Here is a 21,637-nt window from a genome sequence, read left to right on the forward strand (position 1 = left end):
AGGTGGAACATCATCGCACCCACACCTGTCCACCACTCCCACGTCATCACCGGCCTTGGGCCGGTAATCCCGATTGCTAGGAGCGCCGCGCTTCACATGATCGGGACAGCCGGGACAAGCCCGGCCATGACGTCGAGGGTGACGGAACGACCCTGGGATAACCGGGACACGCCCGGCCATGACGAGGAGAGTCGGACGACGCGAGGGACCTGCTGCGGGAGCGAGACGAGACCGGCTCATCCCTCGCCTCTGCGATGCAGGAGAGAGGAAACGAGCAGGCGCGCCATCACATGTTGACGTAGTTCGGGCCGCCGCCGCCCTCGGGGGTGACCCAGTTGATGTTCTGGTTCGGGTCCTTGATGTCGCAGGTCTTGCAGTGGACGCAGTTCTGGGCGTTGATCTGGTAGCGCGCGCCCCCCTCGCCCTCGACCCATTCGTACACGCCCGCCGGGCAGTAGCGCTGCGAGGGACCGCCGAACACGTCGTGCTCGGACGCCTTCTGCAGGCTCATGTCCTTCACCTTGAGATGGACCGGCTGGTCCTCCTCGTGGTTGGTGTTGGACAGGAACACCGAGGACAGCCGGTCGAAGGTCAGGACCCCGTCCGGCCTGTCGTACGTGATCGGCCTGACCTGATCGAGCGGCAGCAGGCACTCGTGGTCGGGCTTGCCGTGCTTCATCGTGCCGAAAGGCGACCAGTTGAAGATTTCGGTCAGCCACATGTCGAGCCCGCCCAGCGCCACGCCGGCCGCCGTACCGTATTTCGACCAGAGCGGCTTCACGTTGCGAACCCGCTTGAGATCGTAGCCGATCGGCGAGGCGCGCCAGGATTCCTCGTAGGCCGCGATCTCATCGTTGGCCCGGCCCTCCTGCAGGGCCGCGAAGACGTGGTCGGCGCAGAGCATGCCGGACAGGATGGCGTTGTGGCTGCCCTTGATGCGCGGCACGTTCACGAAGCCGGCCGAGTCGCCCACCAGGCAGCCGCCGGGGAAGGCCAAGTTCGGCACCGACTGCCAGCCGCCCTCCATGATGGCGCGCGCCCCGTAGCCGATGCGCTTTGCGCCCTCGAACACGTCCCGGACCATCGGGTGGGTCTTGAAGCGCTGGAACTCGTCGAAGGGCGACAGGGTCGGGTTCTTGTAGTTGAGATGCACCACGAAGCCGACGGACACGAGATGGTCGTCGAAATGGTAGAGCCAGGAGCCGCCGCCGGAATTGTTGGGCAGCGGCCAGCCCATGGAATGGCGCACGAGACCGGGTTGAAACTTCTCCGGCCTGACCTGCCAGAGCTCCTTGATGCCGATGCCGTATTTCTGGTGATCGCGGCCCTGGTTCAGGCCGAAGCGCTCGACCATCTGCTTGGTGAGCGACCCGCGGGCGCCCTCGCCGAAGATCGTGTACTTGGCGCGCAGCTCCATGCCGCGGGTGAAGTTGGCGTTGGGCTCCCCGTTGCGGCTGATGCCCATGTCTCCGGTGGCGACGCCCACCACCTTGCCGTCCTCGATCAGCACCTCTGCGGCCGGGAAGCCCGGATAGATCTCGACCCCGAGCTCCTCGGCCTTGCGGCCGAGATAGCGGGCGACGTTGCCGAGCGAGCCGACGAAGTTGCCGTGGTTGTTCATGAGCTTGGGCATGAACACGTTGGGCAGCCTGATGCCGCCGGCATGGCCCAGATACATGAACTCGTCGGCGGTGACTTCCGTCTTCAGGGGCCGGTCGGGATCGGACCGCCATTCCGGCAGGAGACCGTCGAGGCCGATCGGGTCGATCACCGCGCCGGACAGGATGTGGGCACCGACCTCGGAACCCTTCTCGACCACGACCACCGAGATGTCCGCGCCCTGCTCCATCGCCCGCTGCTTGAGCCGGATGGCGGTCGCCAGGCCGGCCGGACCCGCGCCCACGACGACGACGTCGAATTCCATCGATTCACGGGCGGGCAGATCGGACATGGCTTCCTCCTGGTACGCGGCTTCAACGCTTGGACGGCCGGATAGTTTACATATGAACAATCCGACGGATTTCTCAAGTCGCTCTCGTCACGTTCCTCTCCTAGCTTCATTGCCGGACGTCTGAAAGTTCTCTTTCCGCATAAGGTTATGCCGAAACCCGATGACCGCCACGCGCCCGGGACAGGGAACCGGCCCGGTCGTCCGCTCGCAAGGCCCGCGACGGCCCTCCCGAGTTGTTCGCCGGCCGCAGGAGGACTACAAAGAGCCATGCAGGATCCTCCCTCCCGCGATGCGGTGTTCTACACGCTGTTCGAGACGGCCATCGGCCCGTGCGGTCTCGCCTGGAACGGGCGCGGGATCGTGGGCTTCCAGCTTCCCGAGGACGACGCATCCCGGCTGCGCGGCCGCCTCGCGCGGCGCTTCCCCGGCATCGTCGAGGCCAAGCCGCCGCCGGACATCCAGGCCATCGTCGCGGACGTCACGGCCCAGCTGCACGGGGAGGCGCGCGATCTGTCCACGGTGCGGCTCGACATGGACGGGGTGCCGGACTTCGACCGGCGCGTCTACGAGGTGGCCCGCGGCATCCCGCCGGGACGGGTGCTGACCTACGGGGAGATCGCATCCCGGCTCGGCACCGGCAATGCTCGGGCGATCGGCCAGGCCCTGGGGCGCAACCCGTTCGCGGTCATCGTTCCCTGTCACCGGGTCGTAGCCGCCGGCGGCAAGCTCGGCGGCTTCTCGGCGAATGGCGGCGCCACCACCAAGCGCCGCCTCCTGGCCATCGAAGGCGCCCGCCGGGACGAGACCCCGACGCTCTTCGACGGTATCTCATAGGAGCCCGATTCGAGGCCTTGCTTGTCCTTGTCTCGGACCGGCCTCGGCCAGCTTGGCCGGCTTTGATCCTCTCTCACGTCATGGCCGGCCTTGTGCCGGCCATCCCGATACGGGAGAGCGCCGCGCCTCTCGCGCCGTCATCACCGGGACAAGCCCGGTGATGACGGGGTGGAGACGGCCCGATCCTGTGCAGACCCGAGTTGTCCACAGCCCCTGGAATGCTTACATACGCTTCATGCAGGATGTACCTTCCGACCGCGATGCTCTTCAGGCGCTGCTCGACTTCCATGTCGAGGCGGGCGTCGACCTCGCGCTCGACGAGACCCCGCACAACCGTTTCGCCGAGCCCAAGGCCGAGCCCGGCCCGGCCAAGGCTGCCGCGCCCAAGTCCTCTCCGGCACCCGCCGCTCCCGCTCCCCGCGCCCTGCCGAAAGCGGCCGCCGGCGCGCCCGAGGAGGTGGCGAGCCTGGCCCGCGAGCAGGCGCGCCATGCGCAGTCCTTGGAGGAGCTGGAAGCGATCCTGGCAGGCTTCGACGGCTGCGCGCTGAAGTTCTCGGCCAAGAACCTCGCCTTCGCGGACGGCAATCCGGACGGACGCGTCATGCTGGTCGGCGAAGCGCCAGGCGCGGACGAGGACCGGATCGGCAAGCCCTTCATGGGCCGTTCCGGGCAGCTGCTGGACCGGATGCTGGCCACCATCGGGCTCGACCGCACGCAGGTTTACGTGGCCAACGTCGTGCCCTGGCGCCCGCCGGGCAACCGTACGCCGACCCCGCAGGAAATCGCCATCTGCAAGCCGTTCATCGCGCGCCAGATCGAGCTGGCGTCGCCTGAATTCGTGCTCTGCCTCGGCGGGCCGGCGGCCCAGAACCTGCTCGGCGTCAAGGACGGGATCCTGCGCACCCGCGGTCGCTGGTTCACCTACAGGACCGAGGACGGACGGGAGATCCGGGCCCTGCCGACACTCCATCCGGCCTATCTGCTGCGCCAGCCCCTGCAGAAGCGCCTCGGCTGGCGGGACTTTCAGGCTCTGCGACGGGCTCTCGACGGACGGGAGTAAGGCTCTCTTGCGGGCCTTCTCGGAACCGGTCCATATGCTTACGCCTTAAGATCCTGCGGAGCCTCATGCCGCGGCTGGAAGGTGGATCATGCGCTGGGAAGACTTTCGAACCTCGTCCAATGTGGAAGACCGTCGCGGCATGGGTCTGCCCGGGGGTGCGGGCGGTCTCGGCATCGGCACGATCCTGATCCTCGGCCTCGTCGGCTGGGCGCTCGGCATCGATCCGCGCATCCTGATCGGCGGCGCCGAGATGATGACGGGCGGCGGCTCCGGCTACCAGCAGCAACAGCAGGGCCGCCAGGGCGCCCCGCAGGACGAGGCCGGACGCTTCGCGGCCGCGATCCTGGGCAACACGGAAGACGTGTGGAAGGAGGTTCTGCCCAAGCAGGCCAACCGGCAGTACCAGGCACCGAAGCTCGTGCTGTTCTCGGACGCCACGCGGTCCGGCTGCGGCGGCGCGCAATCGGCCATGGGGCCGTTCTACTGCCCGCTCGACCAGACCGTGTACATCGACCTGTCGTTCTTCCAGGAGATGCAGCGCCGCTTCCGCGCCGGCGGCGATTTCGCCTATGCCTATGTGCTCGCCCACGAGGTCGGCCACCATGTGGAGAACCAGCTCGGCATCCTGCCCCGCGTCCAGGAGCGCCAGCAGCAGGTCGGGCGGGCGGAAGCCAACCAGCTCTCCGTGCGCGTCGAGCTGATGGCGGATTGCCTGGCGGGCGTCTGGGCGCATCATTCCAACCAGCGCTGGCAGTCCCTCGAGCCGGGCGACATCGAGGAGGCGATCCGCGCGGCCGAGGCCATCGGCGACGACCGCCTGCAGAAGCAGGGCCAGGGCCGCGTGGTGCCCGACAGCTTCACGCACGGCTCCTCCGAGCAGCGCATGCGCTGGCTCACGACCGGGTTGAAGTCCGGCTCGATCCAGGCCTGCGACACGTTCCGGACGAGCCAGCTCTGATGTCTCGCTCAGGCGTGGCAGACACCCTCCTCGTCATGGCCGGGCTCGTCCCGGCCATCCCGATGCATTGAAGCGCCGCCCTCCCCCTATCGGGATCACCGGCACAAGGCCGGTGATGACGGGGTGGTCGGCCTTCCAGGTCTGATCATCGTCAGACAACCGCCACGACCTGTGTGGAAGCCTGGACCCTGCTGCGCTACATGAGACCCCGCGCCTTCCAGAGTCTCCCATGCCCGGCATCGACGACAGCCTCCCCTTCATCCCCCTTCGCATCGCCGTTCTGACGGTTTCCGACACGCGCTCACTGGACGACGACAGGTCGGGTGCGACGCTGGCCGAGCGGCTGGCCAAGGCCGGCCATCGACTCGCGGACCGGGCCATCGCGCCGGACGACGTGGAGGCGATCCGCGGCAGGGTTCGGGGCTGGGTCGCCGATCCGGCGGTCGACGTGGTGATCACCACGGGCGGCACGGGCTTTACCGGCCGCGACGTGACCCCGGAGGCGATCGAGCCCCTGTTCGACAAGCGGATGGAGGGATTCTCGGCGGTCTTCCACCGCATCTCCTACGACAAGATCGGCACCTCGACGATCCAGTCGCGGGCGACCGCAGGCATTGCCGGCACGACCTTCGTGTTCGTGCTGCCGGGCTCGCCCGGCGCCTGCAAGGACGCCTGGGACGGGATCCTGGCCCATCAGCTCGACTACCGTTACCGGCCGTGCAATTTCGTCGAGATCATGCCGCGGCTCGACGAGCATCTGAAGCGCGGAACGCCGAAAGCCTGAACAGCGCTCAGCCGAACACCGGATCGCGCTCGATGGTGGCCGCGAGCCGCACGGGCATGCGCGCCCGGACCTCGTTCGCCAGCACGCGGCGATGCACCAGATCCCCTCCCCGCACGGACGAGCGCGCGAACAGGCCGCGGAGTGCATTCGCCAGCCCGGTCCGCTGCCGCCGCATCCGCGCCAGACCCTGGTCGGGCCGGGACAGGGCGACGAACCGGTCGAGCACCCGGATCCAGCCCTCCTGCGGGATGTCGCCGTCGTCGAGGCAGAGCAGCCAGTCGCGCCGCGCCGCCTTCGCCCCCTCGAGCCACGACCCTTTCGGCGCCACCACGAGGGTCGCCCCGACGGCGTCGGCGACGGTTGCCAGGGTGTCGTCCGGCTTCTCCGCCAGGATGACGGCGTCGCCGACGAGCCCGGCGGCCACCGCCGGAACGAGGGCGCTCAAGGTGGCGGCCAGGGCTTCGGGCCCATGCGTGACGCGGACGAGAACGGTAATCATCCGAAGAGTATAGCCTCTCGGCTCCAGGCCGTCGCCAGGACATTTCTGCCGACGCACCCTTGATTTTGTTCCTGATTTGTTCTTAAGCTTGCGGCCTCCACCGACAGATTCGTTCGAGGCCGCCATGAGCGTTCGCGCCAAAGATCCCGCCCGCGATCCCCTCCGCATCCGGCCTGTGAGGCGCACGCCGCTCGAAGCGGCCGAGGCGGCGCGGCGGCGCATGGACGACCCGGCCTACCGGGTCGAGGTGGAGCGGCGCCGCGGCCGCGGCGCGTCCGCGAACCCGTCCGGCCGCTACGAGCCGGCGCAGCGCGAAGCCTTCGACGACGGCTGGGACCTGGACGATGAGCTTCCCGCCCTGCCGACCGAAGTCATCGTCGAGAAACCGCGCACGATCGTCACCCGGAACGATTCGCCCGACATCCTGTTCGAGAAATCGATCAACCCCTATCGCGGCTGCGAGCACGGCTGCGCCTATTGCTTCGCGCGGCCCACCCATGCCTTCCAGGGCCTGTCCTCGGGCCTCGACTTCGAGACCAAGATCTTCGCGAAGCCCAATGCGGCGGAGCTCCTGGAGAAGGAACTGCGGGCCGCGAAATACGAGCCGACCACGATCGCGCTCGGGTCCAACACGGACCCGTACCAGCCCGTGGAGCGGCGCTTCCGCATCACGCGCTCCATCCTCGAGGTGCTGGACCGGATGAACCATCCCGTGGGCATCGTGACGAAATCGGGCCTCGTCACCCGGGACATCGACATCCTGAGCCGGATGGCCGAGCGGCAGCTGGTCAAGGTGGCGATCTCGGTCACGACACTCGACCCAAAGCTCGCCCGCCGCATGGAGCCGCGCGCGGCCGCGCCGGCCAAGCGCCTCGACACCATCCGCAGGCTCACCGAGGCAGGCATTCCGGTGTCGGTCCTGGTGGCGCCCATCATCCCGGCGATCAACGATCACGAGATCGAGGCGATCCTGAAGGCCTGCGCCGAGGCGGGCGCGCAGGAGGCCGGCTACGTGCTCCTGCGCCTGCCGCACGACCTCAAGGACCTGATGCGCGACTGGCTCGCCGAGCATTACCCGGACAAGCTCAAGCACGTGTTCACGCTGCTCCAGGAGGCGCGCGGCGGCAAGGATTACGATGCCGAATGGAGCACCCGCCAATCCGGCGTCGGACCCTATGCCTGGATGCTCGGCCGTCGCTTCGAGACCGCCGCCGAACGGCTCGGCCTGAACAAGCGGAACCTGCGCCTGCGCAAGGACCTGTTCGCCGTGCCGCCGAAGGAGACCGGGCAGCTGAGTCTGTTCTGACCGCTTCGCACGAGGCGTCATCCGGACGCCGCGGGCCGGCCATCTCACGCGTCATACGATCCTCGCCTGGCGCCGCTCTGGCCATGCACCGCGGGCCCGCTATAGTGCCCCGTCCCTGCCTGAAAGCCGGAGCGCACCGTGGGCCCCTACACCGGATCGTGCCATTGCGGCACCGTTCGTTTCCGTATCGATGCGGAGATCGTCGAGCTGACGACCTGCGACTGCTCGCTCTGCGTGAAGAAGAACGCCCTGATGACCAAGGTCCACGAGAGCGCCCTGACCATCGTGGCGGGCGAGGAGGCCCTGTCCCTCCATCAATGGAACACGCGGCGGGCGAAGCACTACTTCTGCTCCCGCTGCGGCATCTACACGTTCCATCGCAAGAGAGCGGCCCCCGACCATTACGGCGTCAACATCTTCTGCCTGGACGGATTCGACCCTTCCACGATCCCGATCCGGGCGACGGAAGGCATCGGCATGTCGGTCGTCGACCCTCTCGCCCGCGCGGAATGGCCCGGTCCACGGGAGGAGGAAGATCGCCTATAAGCGGCCCTCATGACCGCACCGATTCGCGCCTCCCGTCTCCCCGATCTCGGCCTCGACCGCGAGCTCGCCGCCCGCGCGCAGGGTCGTTCATGCATCGCTGGCCTCGACGAGGTCGGGCGCGGGCCGCTGGCCGGCCCGGTGGTGTCGGCCGCGGTGGTGCTCGATCTCGAGAACGTGCCCCAGGGCCTGGCCGATTCGAAGGTCCTGACGGCTTCGAGGCGCGAGGCGCTGTTCACCGAAATCCTCGCCACGTCCCATGTGGGAATCGCCTCGGTGTCGCATCAGGAGATCGACAGCATCAACATCCGGCAGGCCTCGCTGCTCGCCATGTGCCGGGCGCTCGCCGCTCTGCCGTGCCGGCCGGACATGGCCTTCGTCGACGGTAACGATCCGCCGGCGCTGCCCTGCGCCACGGAAGCGATCGTCAAGGGTGATTCGCGCATCGCCTCGATCGCGGCCGCGTCCATCGTGGCCAAGGTAGTGCGCGACCGGATGATGGCGCGGCTCGGGCAGGCTTACCCGGCTTACGGATTCGCCAGCAATGCGGGCTACAGCACCAAGGCCCATCTCACGGTGATCGCCAGCGAGGGCCCCTGCCCGTTCCACCGCATGAGTTTCTCACCCCTGCGCCAAGGGTTACTGGATCTGTAACCTCTCTTAACGCTGATTAACGGAAAAACCCAATCTTTTCAGCATGTAGGCAAGTTTTGCCGATCCAAAATATTTGCATTTTCTCAGCTTTGGAAACCTCCTCTTTACCCTATCCCATCATGATCCGGAGTGTCAGTTGCGTAACCGGTGATCACCCATGGGTACCTTGCGTACCGGGGCTGCCGGCGCCGCCTCCCGGATCCATGTCTCGCGTACCGGGCGGTCTGCGCCGGCTCCTCGGACGGGGCGTAAAACGCCCCTCTCCGTTCTGCCGCCGTCTCTTCCTCTCAATGAGATCCTTCTCGGCGACTGCATCGCCAATCTCGAGAAGCTCCCGCCCGAGAGCGTGGACGTGGTCTTCGCGGATCCGCCTTACAATCTCCAGCTCGAACAGGCGCTGACGCGCCCCGACCAGAGCCTCGTCGATGCGGTCGACGACGACTGGGACAAGTTCGCGAGCTTTGCCGATTACGACGCGTTCACCCGCGCCTGGCTTCTCGCCGTGCGCCGCGTGATGAAGAAGAACGCGACGCTGTGGGTGATCGGCTCCTACCACAACATCTTCCGCGTGGGCTCGGCGCTCCAGGACCTGAACTTCTGGATCCTCAACGACATCGTGTGGCGCAAGGCCAACCCGATGCCGAACTTCAAGGGCCGCCGCTTCACCAACGCGCACGAGACCATGATCTGGGCCTCTAAGAGCGCCGGTTCGAAGGGCTACACCTTCCATTACGATGCGCTGAAAGCCGGCAATGAAGACGTGCAGATGCGCTCGGACTGGTTCATTCCCATCTGCACGGGCGACGAGCGCCTGAAGGACGCTCAAGGGCGCAAGGTCCACCCGACCCAGAAGCCCGAGGCGCTGCTTGCGCGCATCCTTCTCTCCTCGTCCAACCCCGGCGACGTGGTGCTCGATCCCTTCTTCGGCTCCGGCACGACGGGCGCGGTCGCCAAGATGCTCGGCCGCAGCTTCATCGGCCTCGAGCGGGATCCGACCTACGCCAAGGCGGCGCGCGCCCGGATCGATGCGGTCGAGCCCCTGTCCGACGTGTCCATCGCGGCTGCGCCCGAAAAGCGCACCGAGGTGCGCGTGCCGTTCCTGTCGCTCGTCGAGGCGGGCCATGTGAAGGCAGGCGAGACCCTGGTGGACGAGCGCCGCCGCCACAAGGCGGTGGTGCGCCCCGACGGGACCGTGGCGCTCGGCGCCATCGTGGGCTCGATCCACAAGATCGGCGCCCTGACCCAGGGCTTCCCCTCCTGCAACGGCTGGACGTTCTGGCACGTGGAGCGGCAGGGCAAGCTCGTGTCGATCGACGAGTTCCGGGCGAAGGTGCGCGCCGAATTGGCCGCTTGACCTTTGCGACGATTTGGACTTTTCGAGAGGGCCAGCCCAAAGCTGGCCCTTTTCGTTTCCCGCACTAACCTTTCGTCACAGAGGCGTCATCTGATACCGCTAGCGCGGGCAGGCCTTCGCCAACCGAGAGGACTGTCCCGTGTCCACCAAGCGCATTCTCCTGTCTCTCCTTGCCGCCCTCGTGCCCGCAATCGCGCAGGCCCAGGGGCTCTCCGGCAACCTCGTCCTCTACACGAGCCAGCCCAACACCGACGCGCAGCAGACCGTCGACGCGTTCAAGGCCAGGAACCCGGGGGTCACCGTCACGTTCGTGCGCGACGGCACCCCGAAGATCCTGGCCAAGCTGAGCGCCGAGTTCGAGGCTGGGCAGCCCCAGGCCGACGTGCTGCTCATCGCCGACAGCGTCACCATGGAGGGCCTCAAGAAGGAGGACCGCCTGCTGGCGCACGAGAAGGCCGACGTCTCGGCCTATCCGGCCGGAACGCACGATCCGCAGAAATTCTGGTTCGCCACCAAGCTGATCACCACGGGCATCGCCTACAACACGAAGGCGGGTTTCAAGCCGGCCTCGTGGCAGGACCTCACCCGGCCGGAGGTCAAGGGCCAGCTCGTCATGCCGAGCCCGCTCACCTCGGGGGCGGCCCTCATCCATGCCGCGACCCTCACCGGCGCCATGGACGGCGGCTGGAAATACTACGAGGCCCTCAAGGACAACGATGCCGTCGCCGGCGGCGGCAACGGCGACGTGCTCAAGCAGGTGGCCGGCGGCCAGAAGCTCTACGGCGTGATCGTCGACTACATGCCGATCCGCGAGAAGGCCAAGGGCGCGCCGATCGAGTTCGTGTTCCCGAAGGAAGGCGTCTCGGCCGTGTCCGAGCCCGTCGCCATCCTCAAGAGCACGAAGAACCCGGAGGCCGCCCGCGCGTTCGTGGACTTCCTGCTCTCGAAGGAGGGCCAGGAGCTGGCGCTCAAGCAGGGCTACATCGCGGCCCATCCGGCCGTCGCGCTGCCGGCCGGATATCCGGCCCGTGAGCAGATCAAGGTCATGAGCTTCGACGCCGGCAAGGCGCTCGCCGACGAAACCAAGAACAAGGCGGCCTTCGCCGACATCTTCGGACAGTGAGACATCGCGCACAGAGCAGGTCGTTCCTGGAGCGGGGAGGTTTCTGCCTCCTCGCTCTTGTCGCTTTGATCGTCGTCGCCTTCGACGTCCTGCCCGCCCTGCGGCTGCTGTGGGCCGCGCTCCTGCCCGGCGGCGCCTTCAACCCAGACGCCATGCTGACGGCCTTGTCGAGCCGGTCGGCGGTGCGGGCGGCGCAGGCCTCGCTGGAAACGGCCCTGCTGTCGACGCTGCTGGCCCTGCCGCTCGGCACCGCCATGGCGCTCGTCCTCGGCATCACGGATCTCCGCCGACGCCGCGTCGCGTCGTTCCTGTTCGTCCTGTCGGTGATGATCTCGCCTCAGGTGATCGCCCTCGCCTTCCTGCACCTCGCCGGCCCGGCCTCGCCGATCCTGAACACCCTCGGCTTCGCCCCGGAGGCGGGCAGCGCCAATCCGATGATGGGACGCGGCGGCATCATCCTGGTGCTGGGCCTGCACCATGCGCCGCTCGTCTACGTGGTGATGAGCGCCGGGTTGAAGCGCATTCCGCTGGCGGTCGTCGAGGCGGCCCGCATCGACGGCGCGCGGCCCTTCCGGATCCTGACCGACCATCTGATGCCGCTGCTGCGCCCGCATCTCGCCAGCGCGGCCCTGCTCGCCTTCGTGGCCGGAATCGGCAATTTCGGCATTCCGGCGCTGCTCGGCGCCCCCGTGAACTATCTGACGCTCCCCGTCCTCATCTACCGGCGGCTGTCGAGCTTCGGCACCGACATGATCGGCGATGTCTCGGCGCTCGGCCTTCTCGTCGCGGCCATCGCGATCACCGGCGTCGCCGCAAGCCAGGTCCTGATGCGCCGGAACGACGTGCAGCTCGAGGACGACGCACCCTTGAGGCCGTTCTGGCTCCTCGGCCGCGCGCGTGTCGCGACCGAGATCTTCGTCGCGCTCGTCCTCGCCGTCACGCTGGTCCTGCCGGTCCTGTCGCTGCTCGCCTCCGCCCTCGTGCCGTCCTACGGCATGCCGCTGTCGCTCGCCACGATCACCCTCGACAACTTCGTCGAGGTGCTGGCCCGCCAGGACGTGACGATCCGCGCCTTCACCAACTCGCTCCTCTATGCCGGCGGCGCGGCCGGCCTGCTTGCCGGGCTCGCCGTGCCCCTCGCCTACGGGTTGGTCCGCCTGATGGGGCGGGCCCGCATCCTGGCCGTGTCCCTCCTCGAAATCGCCTACGTGCTGCCGGGCATCGTGCTCGCCATCGCGTGCATTCTCCTGTTCCTGAAGCCGCTGCCGCTCCTGGGGTTCTCGCTCTACGCGACCCCATGGATCATCCTGTTCGCCTATCTCGCGCGCTTCCTCTCGGTGGCGCTCAAACCCGTGCTCGCCGGCATGGTGCAGGTCGACGTCGCGCAGGAGGAGGCCGCCGCCATCGACGGCGCCCGGCTGGCGCAGCGGCTCTTCGGCATCGTGCTCCCCTCCCTGCTTCCCGCCGCAGTCGCCGGCGGGCTGATGGCGTTCCTGCTCGCCTTCAGCGAGCTCACCGTCTCAGCCCTGCTCTGGTCGGCCGGAACCGAGACCATCGGGGTGGTGCTCTACAACCTCGAGGAAGCCGGCCTCGCGAGCCAGGCCTCCGCGGTCGCCGTCGTGATCGTGGCCGTGGTGACGGCCGCCATGCTCGTCCTCGATACGCTGGGCCGCCATCTGCCGGCCGGAGCCCTGCCGTGGCAGAGCGCCATGGAGGACGAGGCGCACATGAACCGCGAACCGGCTCGGGCGCCTGCCCGCACGTCCGTCCTCGATCGGCTCGAGCCGAAGGCGGCGCTGAGCTGAAGGTTTCGCCATCTCCGGCCGACAGTGACACCCTCTCACGTCATGGCCGGCCTTGTGCCGGCCATCCCGATAAAGTGAAGCGCGGCGCCTCACACCATCGGGATCACCGGGACAAGCCCGGTGATGACGTCAGAGGATTGTCCGCCGCAGCACATCAAAACTGAGCCGCTCCCTCACGCTTCTGGCGGGCTGCGGAAGAGCCGATGCGGCGCGATGGTCGGGGCCGGTCCACACGCCGGAACATTCCCCTATGCCGAACCCGGTTCAACGCTTTAGCATCCTGTCATGGCTTCTTCGTCTCTCGATCCCTTCCGCCTCGCCTTCACGGAACCCTCCTGGGACGACCTGCGGATCTTTCTCGCCGTGGTGGCTCATGGATCGATGAACAGCGCCGCGAAGGCGCTGGGCCAGAGCCAGCCGACCGTGGCGCGGCGCATCAAGGTTCTGGAGGAGACGCTGGGCCTCTCCCTGTTCCAGCGCGGCCCGAACAACCTCGAGCTGACGGAAGCGGGACAGGCGGTCCTCGAAGCCGCCGCCCCCATGGGCGAGGCGGCCGCCGTGGTGTCGCGCACGGCCGCCGCCTACCGGCCCGACCCGGACGCCCCGGTGCGGGTCACGGCCACCGCGTCGGTGACGCTGTTCCTGTCGCTCTACGCGGCGGAGCTGCACGAAGCCGCGGCCCCCGTGGAGATCGCCTATATCCCGACCCGGCGCCGGCTCGATCTCGCGTCCGGCGAGGCCGATATCGGCCTGCGGATGCGCAACCTGCCGGAGGGCACGGATGATCTCGTGGCCCGCAAGATCGGCCAGATCGCCTTCGCCATGTATTCCCGCACGGAGAACCCCGGTTCCGTCATCGCGCCGCCGGAGGATCCGACCCTCTCGCGCCAGGCCGCCTATGTGGCCGAGTTCGCGCAAGGTCGTACCGTCGCGGCCAGGATCGGCGACATGCCGATCCGCTACCAGGCGGCCAAGGCGGGCCTCGGCGCCGCCTTCCTCCCGTGCTGGCTCGGCGATTCGGACCCGGACCTGATCCAGATCACGAAGCCCGAGGGCGACTTGGTCGAGGACGTGTTCCTGGTCATGCACCGGCGCAGCCGCAGCCGCCCCAACGTGGCCCGGGTGGCGAATGCCCTGGCGGCTCTGTTCAAGCGGAGCCAGAAGGCCCTGGTGGGCGGCTGATCGTCCGCGTCGCCCCTCTCCTACACCCGCCACGTCATCACCAGTCCTGTTCCGGTGATCCCGATCGGAAAGGCATGGCGGCTCATCGTATCGGGGTGGCCGGGACAAGCCCGGCCGTGACGTCGAGGGGAGTGGCGGGCTCGGCCTCACGCCTCCTTCGCGGGCTTCTCGCTTTTCGCCTTGCCGCCTGGCAAATCCCCCAGGGCATGCGCCAGCACCTTCTTCATGGCGCCGGGGAGCGCCTCCTCGTGCAGCTGAAGGCGCGGGGTCCAGCGCATGTCGTCCGGAGCGGGCGTGCCCTTGGACACCTTGGCGAACATGACAGTCAGCTCGAGGGGGAAATGGGTGAAGACGTGCCGGACCGTGCCCGGCAGCCGCTGCCAGCGCGCCTCGATGGGCGCGTCGAGCACCGCGCGGGAGGGCTCGTAATCGGGCTCCCACGGGCTGGTCGGCGGCTCCGCCATGCCACCGAGCAATCCTTGCGGCGGGCGGGTACGCAGCAGGATCGTGTCGTCGGCGCGCAGCACCACGAAGGCCGCGCCCTTGCGCAGCTGCCCGGCCTCCTTCTTCTGCTTCTTCGGGAAGGCCTCCTGCAGACCCTCGGCCCGGGCCCGGCAGGGCACCATCCAGGGGCAGAGCGCGCAGGCGGGGCGCTTGGGAGTGCAGATGGTGGCGCCGAGATCCATGACCGCCTGGGCGAAGTCCCCAGGCCGGTCCGCAGGCACCAGGGCCTCGGTCAGCGTGCGGATCAGGGGCTTGGCCTTGGGCAGCGGCTCCTCGACCATGAAGACGCGGGACATCACCCGCTCCACGTTGCCGTCGACCGCGGCCGCCTTCTCGTCGAACGCGATGGCCGCGACCGCCGCCGCCGTATAGGCGCCGATGCCGGGCAGCTTCAGGAGCTCGGCCTCGGTGCGCGGGAAATGCCCGCCATGCTTATCCACGACCGCCTTGGCGCAGGCATGCAGGTTGCGGGCGCGGGAATAATAGCCGAGGCCGGCCCAGGCCTGCATCACCGCGTCCGCAGGCGCCTCGGCGAGAGCCTCGACGGTCGGGAATCGCTCCAGGAATTTCAGGTAATAGGGCCGGACCGCCGCCACGGTCGTCTGCTGCAGCATGATCTCGGACAGCCAGACCCGGTAGGGCTCGGCGGTCACGCCGGGCTTGGCGCGCCACGGCAGGTCGCGCCGGTGACGGTCGTACCAGGCGAGAAGATCCTGTGGGTCGGGCTTGGTCGCGCTCGCGGCGGGCGTTAACATGGGATTTGGAATAGCGTTCTAAACGGAATATTCCAACGCGGCTTTTGGACATTCAACATGAGACGACCGAGGCGACATTGAGACGCCCAAGGCCTTTGGCCCGCCCCCTCGCCGAGTTTCTCGACGTCTGCCTGTCCCCCAGTCTGGCGGCGCAGGGCTTCGCCACGTCCGACATCCTCATGGCCTGGCCCGACATCGTCGGCGAGCGCCTGTCCGCCTTCACCCAGCCGCTCAAGATCGAATGGAAGCGCAAGGCCCCCCACGCCGACCCGGAGGCGCGGCCGGATCCGGCCACCCTCGTGATCCGGGTCGAGAGCGCCTTCGCGCTCGAGCTGCAGCACCTCGCCCCCACCATCATCGACCGGGTGAACACCCATTACGGCTGGCGCTGCATCGGCAAGCTGGTGCTGAAACAAGGGCCCGTGCGGCGGGTTGAGAAGAAGCGCCCCGTCGCCCGCCCCCTCACCTCGGCGGAGAGGGAGAAGGTGGACAAGGCCGTCGAGCCCATCCAGGAGGAATCTCTGAAGGCGGCGCTCGATCGGCTGGGTCAGGCCATCGTCAGCTCCGGTTCACGCACGAAAGCGTGAGATGGCGGGCGCTTGCCACGAAGGCCAAGTCATTTTACCGCAAATCATTCGTTCGCAGGACGAAATCTCTTCAGGAGCCTCCCCACGATGATCACCCGGCGTCAGACGCTTCAGCTTCTCGGAACCGCAGCCGCGACCGCCTATCTGGCCACGAGTCTTCCGGCCTTCGCCCAGAACGTGGCCGTCCCGGATCTGGCGGTCCAGGGGCCCCTCGGAGACGTGGCCCTGGGCCCGGACAACGCCAAGGTGACGATCATCGAGTATGCCTCGCTGACCTGCTCCCACTGCGCGAACTTCCACAAGACCACCTGGCCGGAGCTGAAGAAGCGCTACATCGAGAGCGGCAAGGTGCGCTTCGTCCTGCGGGAATTCCCCCTCGACCCGCTCGCCACCGCCGGCTTCATGCTCGCCCGCTGCGACGGCAACGACAAATATTACCCGATCACGGACCTGCTGTTCGAGCAGCAGCGGAACTGGGCCTTTGTGGACAAGCCGCTCGATGCCCTGCGCGGGCTCATGCGCCAGGCGGGTTTTTCACAGGAAAAATTTGAGGCTTGCCTCAAGGACCAGAAACTATATGACGCAGTCAACGCGGTGAAGAACCGGGGTATGGAGCAGTTCAAGGTGGACTCCACGCCCACATTCTTCATCAATGGTCAGCGTCATCCTGGAAGCCTTTCGATCGATGAGCTTGAAAAGGTCATCAAGCCTCTCCTGGGCGAATAAGCTCCATTATCCTGCCCCTCGGGGATCGGGCCCAAAAGTGGTGTCCACTTTTGGGATCAACCCGATGCCCTCTCGCTTGATGCGCGTATCGTTCGAGGCGGAAAACCGGATCCACCTTTCGCTGACGCGGCCCTCTGGGTCCGCACGATGGGCTAGCGTGCGGGACGGGAGGGCGCGTCCATGAAGCTGACGCGCCTTCGCATCGCGGGCTTCAAGACCTTCGTCGAGCCCACCGACTTCCTGATCGAGCCGGGCCTCACCGGCGTCGTCGGGCCGAACGGCTGCGGCAAGTCCAACCTCGTCGAGGCCCTGCGCTGGGTCATGGGGGAAAACTCCTTCAAGAACATGCGCGCCACGGGGATGGACGACGTCATCTTCTCTGGCTCCGGCGGCCGCCCGGCCCGCAACTGGGCCGAGGTGATGCTCACCATCGACAATGGAGAGCGCACGGCGCCTGCCGCCTTCAACGACACGGACCTGCTGGAGATCTCCCGCAAGATCGAGCGGGATGAGGGTTCGACCTACCGGGTCAACGGCAAGGAGGTCCGCGCTCGCGACGTGCAGATCCTGTTCGCCGACGCGGCGACGGGCGCCCGGTCGCCGGCCCTCGTCCGCCAGGGCCAGATCAGCGAGATCATCTCGGCCAAGCCCCAATCCCGCCGCCGCATCCTGGAGGATGCCGCCGGCATCGCCGGCCTCCACGCCCGCCGCCACGAGGCTGAGTTGCGGCTCAAGGCCGCCGAGGACAACCTGGTCCGCGTCGAGGACGTGATTCGCGAGCTGGAAAGCCAGATCGAGAGCCTGAAGCGCCAGGGCCGCCAGGCCTCACGCTACAAGAACCTTTCGGCCGAGATCCGGCGCCTCGAAGCCCTGATGTACGCCATCAGCTTCGCCGAGGCGCGGGAGCAGGCCGCTACCGCCGAGCGCCAGGTGGCCGAGGATCTCAAGGCGGTTGCAGACGCCACCGAGGAGCAGACCCGGGCCGCCACCGCCCAAGCCGTCGCGGCCCATGGCCTCCCGGCCCTGCGCCAGGCGGAAGCCGCGGCCGCGGCCGCCCTGCAGCGGCTGACCCATGCCCGCAACGAGCTCGAATCGGAGGAGCGCCGATCCAAGGAGCGCGTGGTCGAGCTGGAGCGCCATGTCGGCGACCTCAACCGGGACATCGCCCGCGAGGCCGCACAGCGCAGCGACGCGGAGGCCACGATCGAGCGCCTCCAGACCGAAGCCGCCGAGATCTCGCTCACCACCGACGGGGCGGACGACGCCCGCGCCGAGGCCCATGAGCGCCTCCAGGGCGCCGAGGCCGAGCTGGCGGAAGCCGAATCCGCCTTGAGCGCCCTCCAGGCCCAAACCTCGGATCTGAACGCCCGCCGCGCCGCCCTGGAGCGAGCCGTGCGCGAGGAGCTGGAGCGCGCCTCCCGTTTCCGATCCGAGAAGGAGCGGCTCGAGCGCGAGATCGCGGCGCTCTCCGCTTCGCCCGAGGACGGCCCCACCCTCGACGACCTGCGCGAGGACATGGCGATCGCCGAGGAAACGGCACAGGGCGCCGAAGAGGCGGTGGTCGAAGCCCGCGAAACCCTGTCGGAAGCCCGCGAGGCCGAGAACCGCCTGCGCCAGCCCCTGAACGAGGCGGAGCGCAAGGCGCAGCGCCTTGAGACCGAGGCGCGCACCCTCGCCAAGCTGGTGACCTCCGCGACCGGCGACCTCTGGCCCCCGGCCGTCGACCAGATCACGGTCCAGAAGGGCTACGAGACCGCCCTGGGCGCAGCCCTCGGCGACGATCTCGAAGCCTCAATCAACCCATCGGCTCCCCATCACTGGGCCGAGACCCATGCCGGCGAGGACGATCCGGCCCTGCCGGACGGGGTCCGCTCCCTGGCGGATCTCGCCCAGGCGCCCGCGGCCCTGCAGCGCCGCCTGCGCCAGATCGGCGTGGTGAGCAAGGATGACGGCCTGCGCCTGCGTGGCCGCCTGAGGCCCGGCCAGCGCCTTGTCACTCAGGCAGGCGATCTATGGCGCTGGGACGGCTTCACGGCCGCCGCCGAGGCGCCCTCCCCGGCGGCCCGTCGCCTCGCGGAGAAGAACCGCCTGGGCGACCTGGAGCGCGAGGCCGCGGAAGCCCGCGAGCAGGCCGAGCACCTGCGTCACGAGGCGGAGGCAGCCCAGGAAGCCGTCCGCAGGGCGGCCTCTCACGAGACGCAGGCCATCGAATCCGCCCGCCAGAGCCGTCAGGCGCTCGATGCCGCCCGCACGCGCCTCACCGCCGCCGAGCGCAAGGAGGCCGAGCTCGGCCAGCGTCGCTCGGCCCTGCAGGAAGGCCTCGCCCGCCTGTCGGAGAGCGAGGCGGAGGCCCTGGAACGCGTGCAGGATGCCGAGAGCGCTCTGCAGGACCTCGCCCCGGCGCCCGATCTCGAAAGCCGCCTGCTCGAAGAGCGCACCCGGGTGGCCGAGCGCCGGGCGACCGCCTCCGAGGCCCGGGCCGCCCTGCAATCCCTCATGCACGAAGCCGAGCTGCGCCGCCGCCGGCAGGAGGCGATCGCGGCCGACATCCGCCTCTGGACCGAGCGGGCGGGCCGCGCCGCCAAGGCGTTCGAGGATCTGGGCGAGCGCCTGGAGCGCGCACAGGACGAGCACCAGCGCCTGCTGGAGGCCCCCGACACCTACCTGCAGCGCCGCCGCGCCCTCATGGCCGAGGTCGAGGAGGCCGAGGCCAAGCGCAAGGAAGCGGCCGACCACCTGGCCGATGCCGAGACGGGTCTTGCCGAGTCGGATCGCGCGGCCCGCGCGGCCCTCGAAACCCTCGCGGCGGCCCGCGAGTCCCGTGCCGGCTCCCAGGCCCGCCACGAGGCCGCGGTGGCCCGTCTGGCCGAGATCACCCGCGCCATCGCGGAGAACCTGGAGACGACGCCCGCCGGGCTCATCGAGCTCGCCGGCTTGAAGGAAGCCGCTGATCTGCCCTCCCATGGCGAGATCGAATCGAAGCTGCACTCCCTCAAGAACGACCGGGAGCGCCTCGGCGCCGTGAACCTGCGCGCCGACGAGGAGCTGAACGAGCTCGAGACCAAGTACAACGGCATCGCGGGCGAGCGCGACGATCTCGTCGAGGCCATCAAGCGCCTGCGCCAGGCCATCGGCAGCCTCAACCGCGAGGGCCGCGAGCGCCTGCTCGCCGCCTTCGACGTGGTGAACAACCACTTCAAGCGCCTGTTCACCACCCTGTTCGGCGGCGGCACGGCGGAACTGACCCTGGTCGATTCGGACGATCCGCTGGAAGCAGGCCTCGAGATCCTCGCCCGTCCGCCCGGCAAGAAGCCCCAGAGCATGACCCTGCTGTCGGGCGGCGAGCAGGCCCTGACGGCCACCGCGCTCATCTTCGCCGTGTTCCTTACGAACCCCTCGCCGATCTGCGTGCTGGACGAGGTGGACGCGCCTCTCGACGACGCCAATGTGGAGCGCTACTGCGCCCTCCTCGAGGACATGGCGCGCCAGACCGAGACCCGCTTCGTGGTAATCACCCACAACCCGATCACCATGGCCCGGATGGACCGCCTCTTCGGCGTCACCATGGCCGAACGGGGCGTCTCGCAGCTCGTCTCCGTCGACCTGCAGAGCGCGGAGCGCATTCTTGAGGTAGCCTAAGGCTTTCAGCCCTGCCTTGCTTCAGCCTCAAAAACATGTGGGCTTTCGGCCCGGGGGCACCTGAAAACATCGTTAACCCAATTAAATCAGAGACTTAGATGTTTTCAGACGGTTCTTGACAGGGGGGACCCCCGCTCATATGGTGCGCCCGGCTTTCGGGGCTGGGCTTCCAAGCATTTTCCCGCAACGCTTCAAAGGAGATCGCAATGGCGGACCCTCACGAGCGGAACGGCGAGAATGAGCGGAAACCGGGCAGTGCCGACGATGCCGACCTGTCAGCGAGACTGAAGTCTCTCGACGCACGGATCTCCCAAGCATCCGCGCATCGAGCCGAGTCAGAGCCTCGTGCCCGTCCGACGTCAGATTCCAGCGCTCTCGGCCAAGCCTTCAGGCTCTCGGCCGAATTCGTTGCAGGAGTGGCGGCCGGCGGGATCCTGGGTTGGATCGTCGACCGCGTGTTCGGAACGTCCCCTTGGGGTCTGATCGTTTGTCTGATACTCGGCTTCTGCGCCGGGATGCTCAACCTGATGCGAGCGGCCGGGATGGTCAAATCCGCCCGGTATGACGACAAGCGGTGACGGACTTAGACCTGCGAACGCCGAACGGCATTTGATAACATCGAACTTTGAGAGCGGATCATGGCGAGCCCGATCGAACAATTCCAGATCAAGCCCATCATTCCGGTCATCAACTTCACCAATTCATCCCTGTTCATGATCGGCGCGGCCGCCGTGATCGTGGGCGGCCTGCTGTTTGCGACCCGCAAGCGCGCCGTCGTTCCGGGCCGCGCCCAGTCGGTCGCCGAGGTCCTGCACGATTTCGTCGCGAACACGCTGGTCGATGCGACAGGCAAGGAGGGGATGAAGTTCTTCCCCCTCGTGTTCTCGCTGTTCATGTTCGTGCTGACGGCCAACCTGCTCGGCATGATCCCGGGCTTCTTCACGGTCACCAGCCACATCATCGTAACCTTCGCCCTGGCCTTGCTCGTCATCGGCACCGTGGTGATCTACGGCTTCATGAAGCACGGTACCCACTTCCTCGGCCTCTTCGTGCCGTCGGGCGTGCCGGCCTGGCTCCTGCCCTTCATCGTGGTGATCGAGCTCATCTCGTTCCTCTCCCGGCCGATTTCGCTCAGCCTGCGTCTCTTCGCGAACATGCTCGCGGGACACATCGCGCTGAAGGTTTTCGCAGGCTTCGTGGTGGCGCTGCTCGGCGCCGGCGGTGCCCTGACGATCCTCGCTCCGCTGCCGCTCCTCATGGCGGTTGCCCTCATGGCGCTCGAGTTCCTCGTCGCCGCTCTGCAGGCCTACGTCTTCACGGTGTTGACCTGCATCTACCTCAACGACGCGCTGCACCCGGGCCACTAGGTCTGC

General features: G+C 67.9%; 19 protein-coding genes. 16 read left to right on the forward strand and 3 right to left on the reverse strand.

From position 1 onward, the window contains the following. Window positions 1-286 precede the first annotated feature (286 nt). Entirely contained in the window at window positions 287-1,951 is a 1,665-nt protein-coding gene (locus tag KBI52_RS21435) for an electron transfer flavoprotein-ubiquinone oxidoreductase (protein ID WP_210811548.1), read from the reverse strand. A 267-nt stretch (window positions 1,952-2,218) separates the two neighbouring features. On the opposite strand from KBI52_RS21435, the gene KBI52_RS21440 reads away from it, so the two are divergent. The 4 genes from KBI52_RS21440 to moaB all read left to right on the forward strand — a co-directional run bounded on the left by KBI52_RS21440 (window position 2,219) and on the right by moaB (window position 5,587). Continuing rightward, a complete protein-coding gene (locus KBI52_RS21440) occupies window positions 2,219-2,785 on the forward strand; it encodes a methylated-DNA--[protein]-cysteine S-methyltransferase (RefSeq protein ID WP_210811558.1) in 567 nt (188 codons plus the stop codon). Between the two features lie 235 nt (window positions 2,786-3,020). After that, a complete protein-coding gene (locus tag KBI52_RS21445) occupies window positions 3,021-3,845 on the forward strand; it encodes a uracil-DNA glycosylase family protein (protein WP_210811561.1) in 825 nt (274 codons plus the stop codon). Between the two features lie 88 nt (window positions 3,846-3,933). Next, window positions 3,934-4,803, forward strand: coding sequence for a neutral zinc metallopeptidase (locus tag KBI52_RS21450; RefSeq protein ID WP_173946079.1), 870 nt, complete (start codon window positions 3,934-3,936; stop codon window positions 4,801-4,803). 229 nt (window positions 4,804-5,032) lie between these two features. Next, window positions 5,033-5,587: a molybdenum cofactor biosynthesis protein B gene (moaB, locus tag KBI52_RS21455; RefSeq protein ID WP_173946080.1), complete on the forward strand. Its 555-nt coding sequence runs from the start codon at window positions 5,033-5,035 to the stop codon at window positions 5,585-5,587. Window positions 5,588-5,594: 7 nt separating this feature from the next. Here moaB and KBI52_RS21460 read toward each other — a convergent pair whose 3' ends face one another. Next, the gene (locus KBI52_RS21460; RefSeq protein WP_173946081.1) at window positions 5,595-6,086 is read right to left on the reverse strand and encodes a hypothetical protein; all 492 of its coding nucleotides are present in this window, start codon (window positions 6,084-6,086) and stop codon (window positions 5,595-5,597) included. A 220-nt stretch (window positions 6,087-6,306) separates the two neighbouring features. Between KBI52_RS21460 and KBI52_RS21465 the strand changes: the two genes are divergently transcribed. The 7 genes from KBI52_RS21465 to KBI52_RS21495 all read left to right on the forward strand — a co-directional run bounded on the left by KBI52_RS21465 (window position 6,307) and on the right by KBI52_RS21495 (window position 14,053). Then, the gene (locus KBI52_RS21465) at window positions 6,307-7,392 is read left to right on the forward strand and encodes a PA0069 family radical SAM protein (protein WP_247654556.1); all 1,086 of its coding nucleotides are present in this window, start codon (window positions 6,307-6,309) and stop codon (window positions 7,390-7,392) included. Between the two features lie 138 nt (window positions 7,393-7,530). Next, the gene (locus tag KBI52_RS21470) at window positions 7,531-7,938 is read left to right on the forward strand and encodes a GFA family protein (protein WP_210811565.1); all 408 of its coding nucleotides are present in this window, start codon (window positions 7,531-7,533) and stop codon (window positions 7,936-7,938) included. A 9-nt stretch (window positions 7,939-7,947) separates the two neighbouring features. After that, complete coding sequence (locus KBI52_RS21475) at window positions 7,948-8,589, forward strand: ribonuclease HII (RefSeq protein ID WP_210811568.1); 642 nt, start codon at window positions 7,948-7,950, stop codon at window positions 8,587-8,589. A gap of 157 nt (window positions 8,590-8,746) precedes the next feature. Next, on the forward strand, window positions 8,747-9,943 hold the full coding sequence (locus KBI52_RS21480; protein ID WP_247654551.1) for a site-specific DNA-methyltransferase: 1,197 nt from the start codon (window positions 8,747-8,749) through the stop codon (window positions 9,941-9,943). A 139-nt stretch (window positions 9,944-10,082) separates the two neighbouring features. Continuing rightward, complete coding sequence (locus KBI52_RS21485) at window positions 10,083-11,066, forward strand: ABC transporter substrate-binding protein (RefSeq protein ID WP_173946085.1); 984 nt, start codon at window positions 10,083-10,085, stop codon at window positions 11,064-11,066. Beyond that, window positions 11,063-12,871, forward strand: coding sequence for an iron ABC transporter permease (locus KBI52_RS21490; protein WP_210811571.1), 1,809 nt, complete (start codon window positions 11,063-11,065; stop codon window positions 12,869-12,871). Before KBI52_RS21485 ends, KBI52_RS21490 begins: the two co-directional genes overlap by 4 nt. Window positions 12,872-13,156: 285 nt before the next feature. Further along, window positions 13,157-14,053, forward strand: coding sequence for a LysR family transcriptional regulator (locus KBI52_RS21495; protein ID WP_173946087.1), 897 nt, complete (start codon window positions 13,157-13,159; stop codon window positions 14,051-14,053). A gap of 146 nt (window positions 14,054-14,199) precedes the next feature. Here KBI52_RS21495 and mutY read toward each other — a convergent pair whose 3' ends face one another. After that, entirely contained in the window at window positions 14,200-15,312 is a 1,113-nt protein-coding gene (gene mutY / locus KBI52_RS21500) for an A/G-specific adenine glycosylase (protein WP_210811574.1), read from the reverse strand. Window positions 15,313-15,407: 95 nt separating this feature from the next. Here mutY and KBI52_RS21505 point away from each other — a divergent pair, with 95 nt between their 5' ends. The 5 genes from KBI52_RS21505 (at window position 15,408) to KBI52_RS21525 (ending at window position 21,631) form a co-directional block, all read left to right on the forward strand. Continuing rightward, complete coding sequence (locus tag KBI52_RS21505; RefSeq protein WP_173946089.1) at window positions 15,408-15,899, forward strand: DUF721 domain-containing protein; 492 nt, start codon at window positions 15,408-15,410, stop codon at window positions 15,897-15,899. Between the two features lie 87 nt (window positions 15,900-15,986). Next, complete coding sequence (locus KBI52_RS21510) at window positions 15,987-16,625, forward strand: DsbA family protein (protein ID WP_210811577.1); 639 nt, start codon at window positions 15,987-15,989, stop codon at window positions 16,623-16,625. Between the two features lie 180 nt (window positions 16,626-16,805). Next, window positions 16,806-20,264, forward strand: a complete 3,459-nt coding sequence (gene smc, locus KBI52_RS21515) for a chromosome segregation protein SMC (RefSeq protein ID WP_210811588.1) — start codon at window positions 16,806-16,808, stop codon at window positions 20,262-20,264. 206 nt (window positions 20,265-20,470) lie between these two features. Next, window positions 20,471-20,842, forward strand: a complete 372-nt coding sequence (locus KBI52_RS21520; RefSeq protein WP_173946092.1) for an AtpZ/AtpI family protein — start codon at window positions 20,471-20,473, stop codon at window positions 20,840-20,842. Window positions 20,843-20,902: 60 nt separating this feature from the next. Continuing rightward, a complete protein-coding gene (locus tag KBI52_RS21525) occupies window positions 20,903-21,631 on the forward strand; it encodes a F0F1 ATP synthase subunit A (protein WP_173946093.1) in 729 nt (242 codons plus the stop codon). Window positions 21,632-21,637: the final 6 nt, after the last annotated feature.

The sequence above is a fragment of the Microvirga sp. HBU67558 genome (genome assembly GCF_018069605.1).
Taxonomy (GTDB): Bacteria; Pseudomonadota; Alphaproteobacteria; order Rhizobiales; family Beijerinckiaceae; genus Microvirga; species Microvirga terrae.

What these genes read in the sequence shown, in the direction of transcription:
- KBI52_RS21435 (WP_210811548.1), bottom strand. Translation starts at nt 1,951, where the DNA reads ATGTCCGATCTGCCCGCCCGTGAATCGATGGAATTCGACGTCGTCGTC.
- KBI52_RS21440 (WP_210811558.1), top strand. Translation starts at nt 2,219, where the DNA reads ATGCAGGATCCTCCCTCCCGCGATGCGGTGTTCTACACGCTGTTCGAG.
- KBI52_RS21445 (WP_210811561.1), top strand. Translation starts at nt 3,021, where the DNA reads ATGCAGGATGTACCTTCCGACCGCGATGCTCTTCAGGCGCTGCTCGAC.
- KBI52_RS21450 (WP_173946079.1), top strand. Translation starts at nt 3,934, where the DNA reads ATGCGCTGGGAAGACTTTCGAACCTCGTCCAATGTGGAAGACCGTCGC.
- moaB (WP_173946080.1), top strand. Translation starts at nt 5,033, where the DNA reads ATGCCCGGCATCGACGACAGCCTCCCCTTCATCCCCCTTCGCATCGCC.
- KBI52_RS21460 (WP_173946081.1), bottom strand. Translation starts at nt 6,086, where the DNA reads ATGATTACCGTTCTCGTCCGCGTCACGCATGGGCCCGAAGCCCTGGCC.
- KBI52_RS21465 (WP_247654556.1), top strand. Translation starts at nt 6,307, where the DNA reads ATGGACGACCCGGCCTACCGGGTCGAGGTGGAGCGGCGCCGCGGCCGC.
- KBI52_RS21475 (WP_210811568.1), top strand. Translation starts at nt 7,948, where the DNA reads ATGACCGCACCGATTCGCGCCTCCCGTCTCCCCGATCTCGGCCTCGAC.
- KBI52_RS21480 (WP_247654551.1), top strand. Translation starts at nt 8,747, where the DNA reads ATGGGTACCTTGCGTACCGGGGCTGCCGGCGCCGCCTCCCGGATCCAT.
- KBI52_RS21495 (WP_173946087.1), top strand. Translation starts at nt 13,157, where the DNA reads ATGGCTTCTTCGTCTCTCGATCCCTTCCGCCTCGCCTTCACGGAACCC.
- mutY (WP_210811574.1), bottom strand. Translation starts at nt 15,312, where the DNA reads ATGTTAACGCCCGCCGCGAGCGCGACCAAGCCCGACCCACAGGATCTT.
- KBI52_RS21510 (WP_210811577.1), top strand. Translation starts at nt 15,987, where the DNA reads ATGATCACCCGGCGTCAGACGCTTCAGCTTCTCGGAACCGCAGCCGCG.
- smc (WP_210811588.1), top strand. Translation starts at nt 16,806, where the DNA reads ATGAAGCTGACGCGCCTTCGCATCGCGGGCTTCAAGACCTTCGTCGAG.
- KBI52_RS21520 (WP_173946092.1), top strand. Translation starts at nt 20,471, where the DNA reads ATGGCGGACCCTCACGAGCGGAACGGCGAGAATGAGCGGAAACCGGGC.
- KBI52_RS21525 (WP_173946093.1), top strand. Translation starts at nt 20,903, where the DNA reads ATGGCGAGCCCGATCGAACAATTCCAGATCAAGCCCATCATTCCGGTC.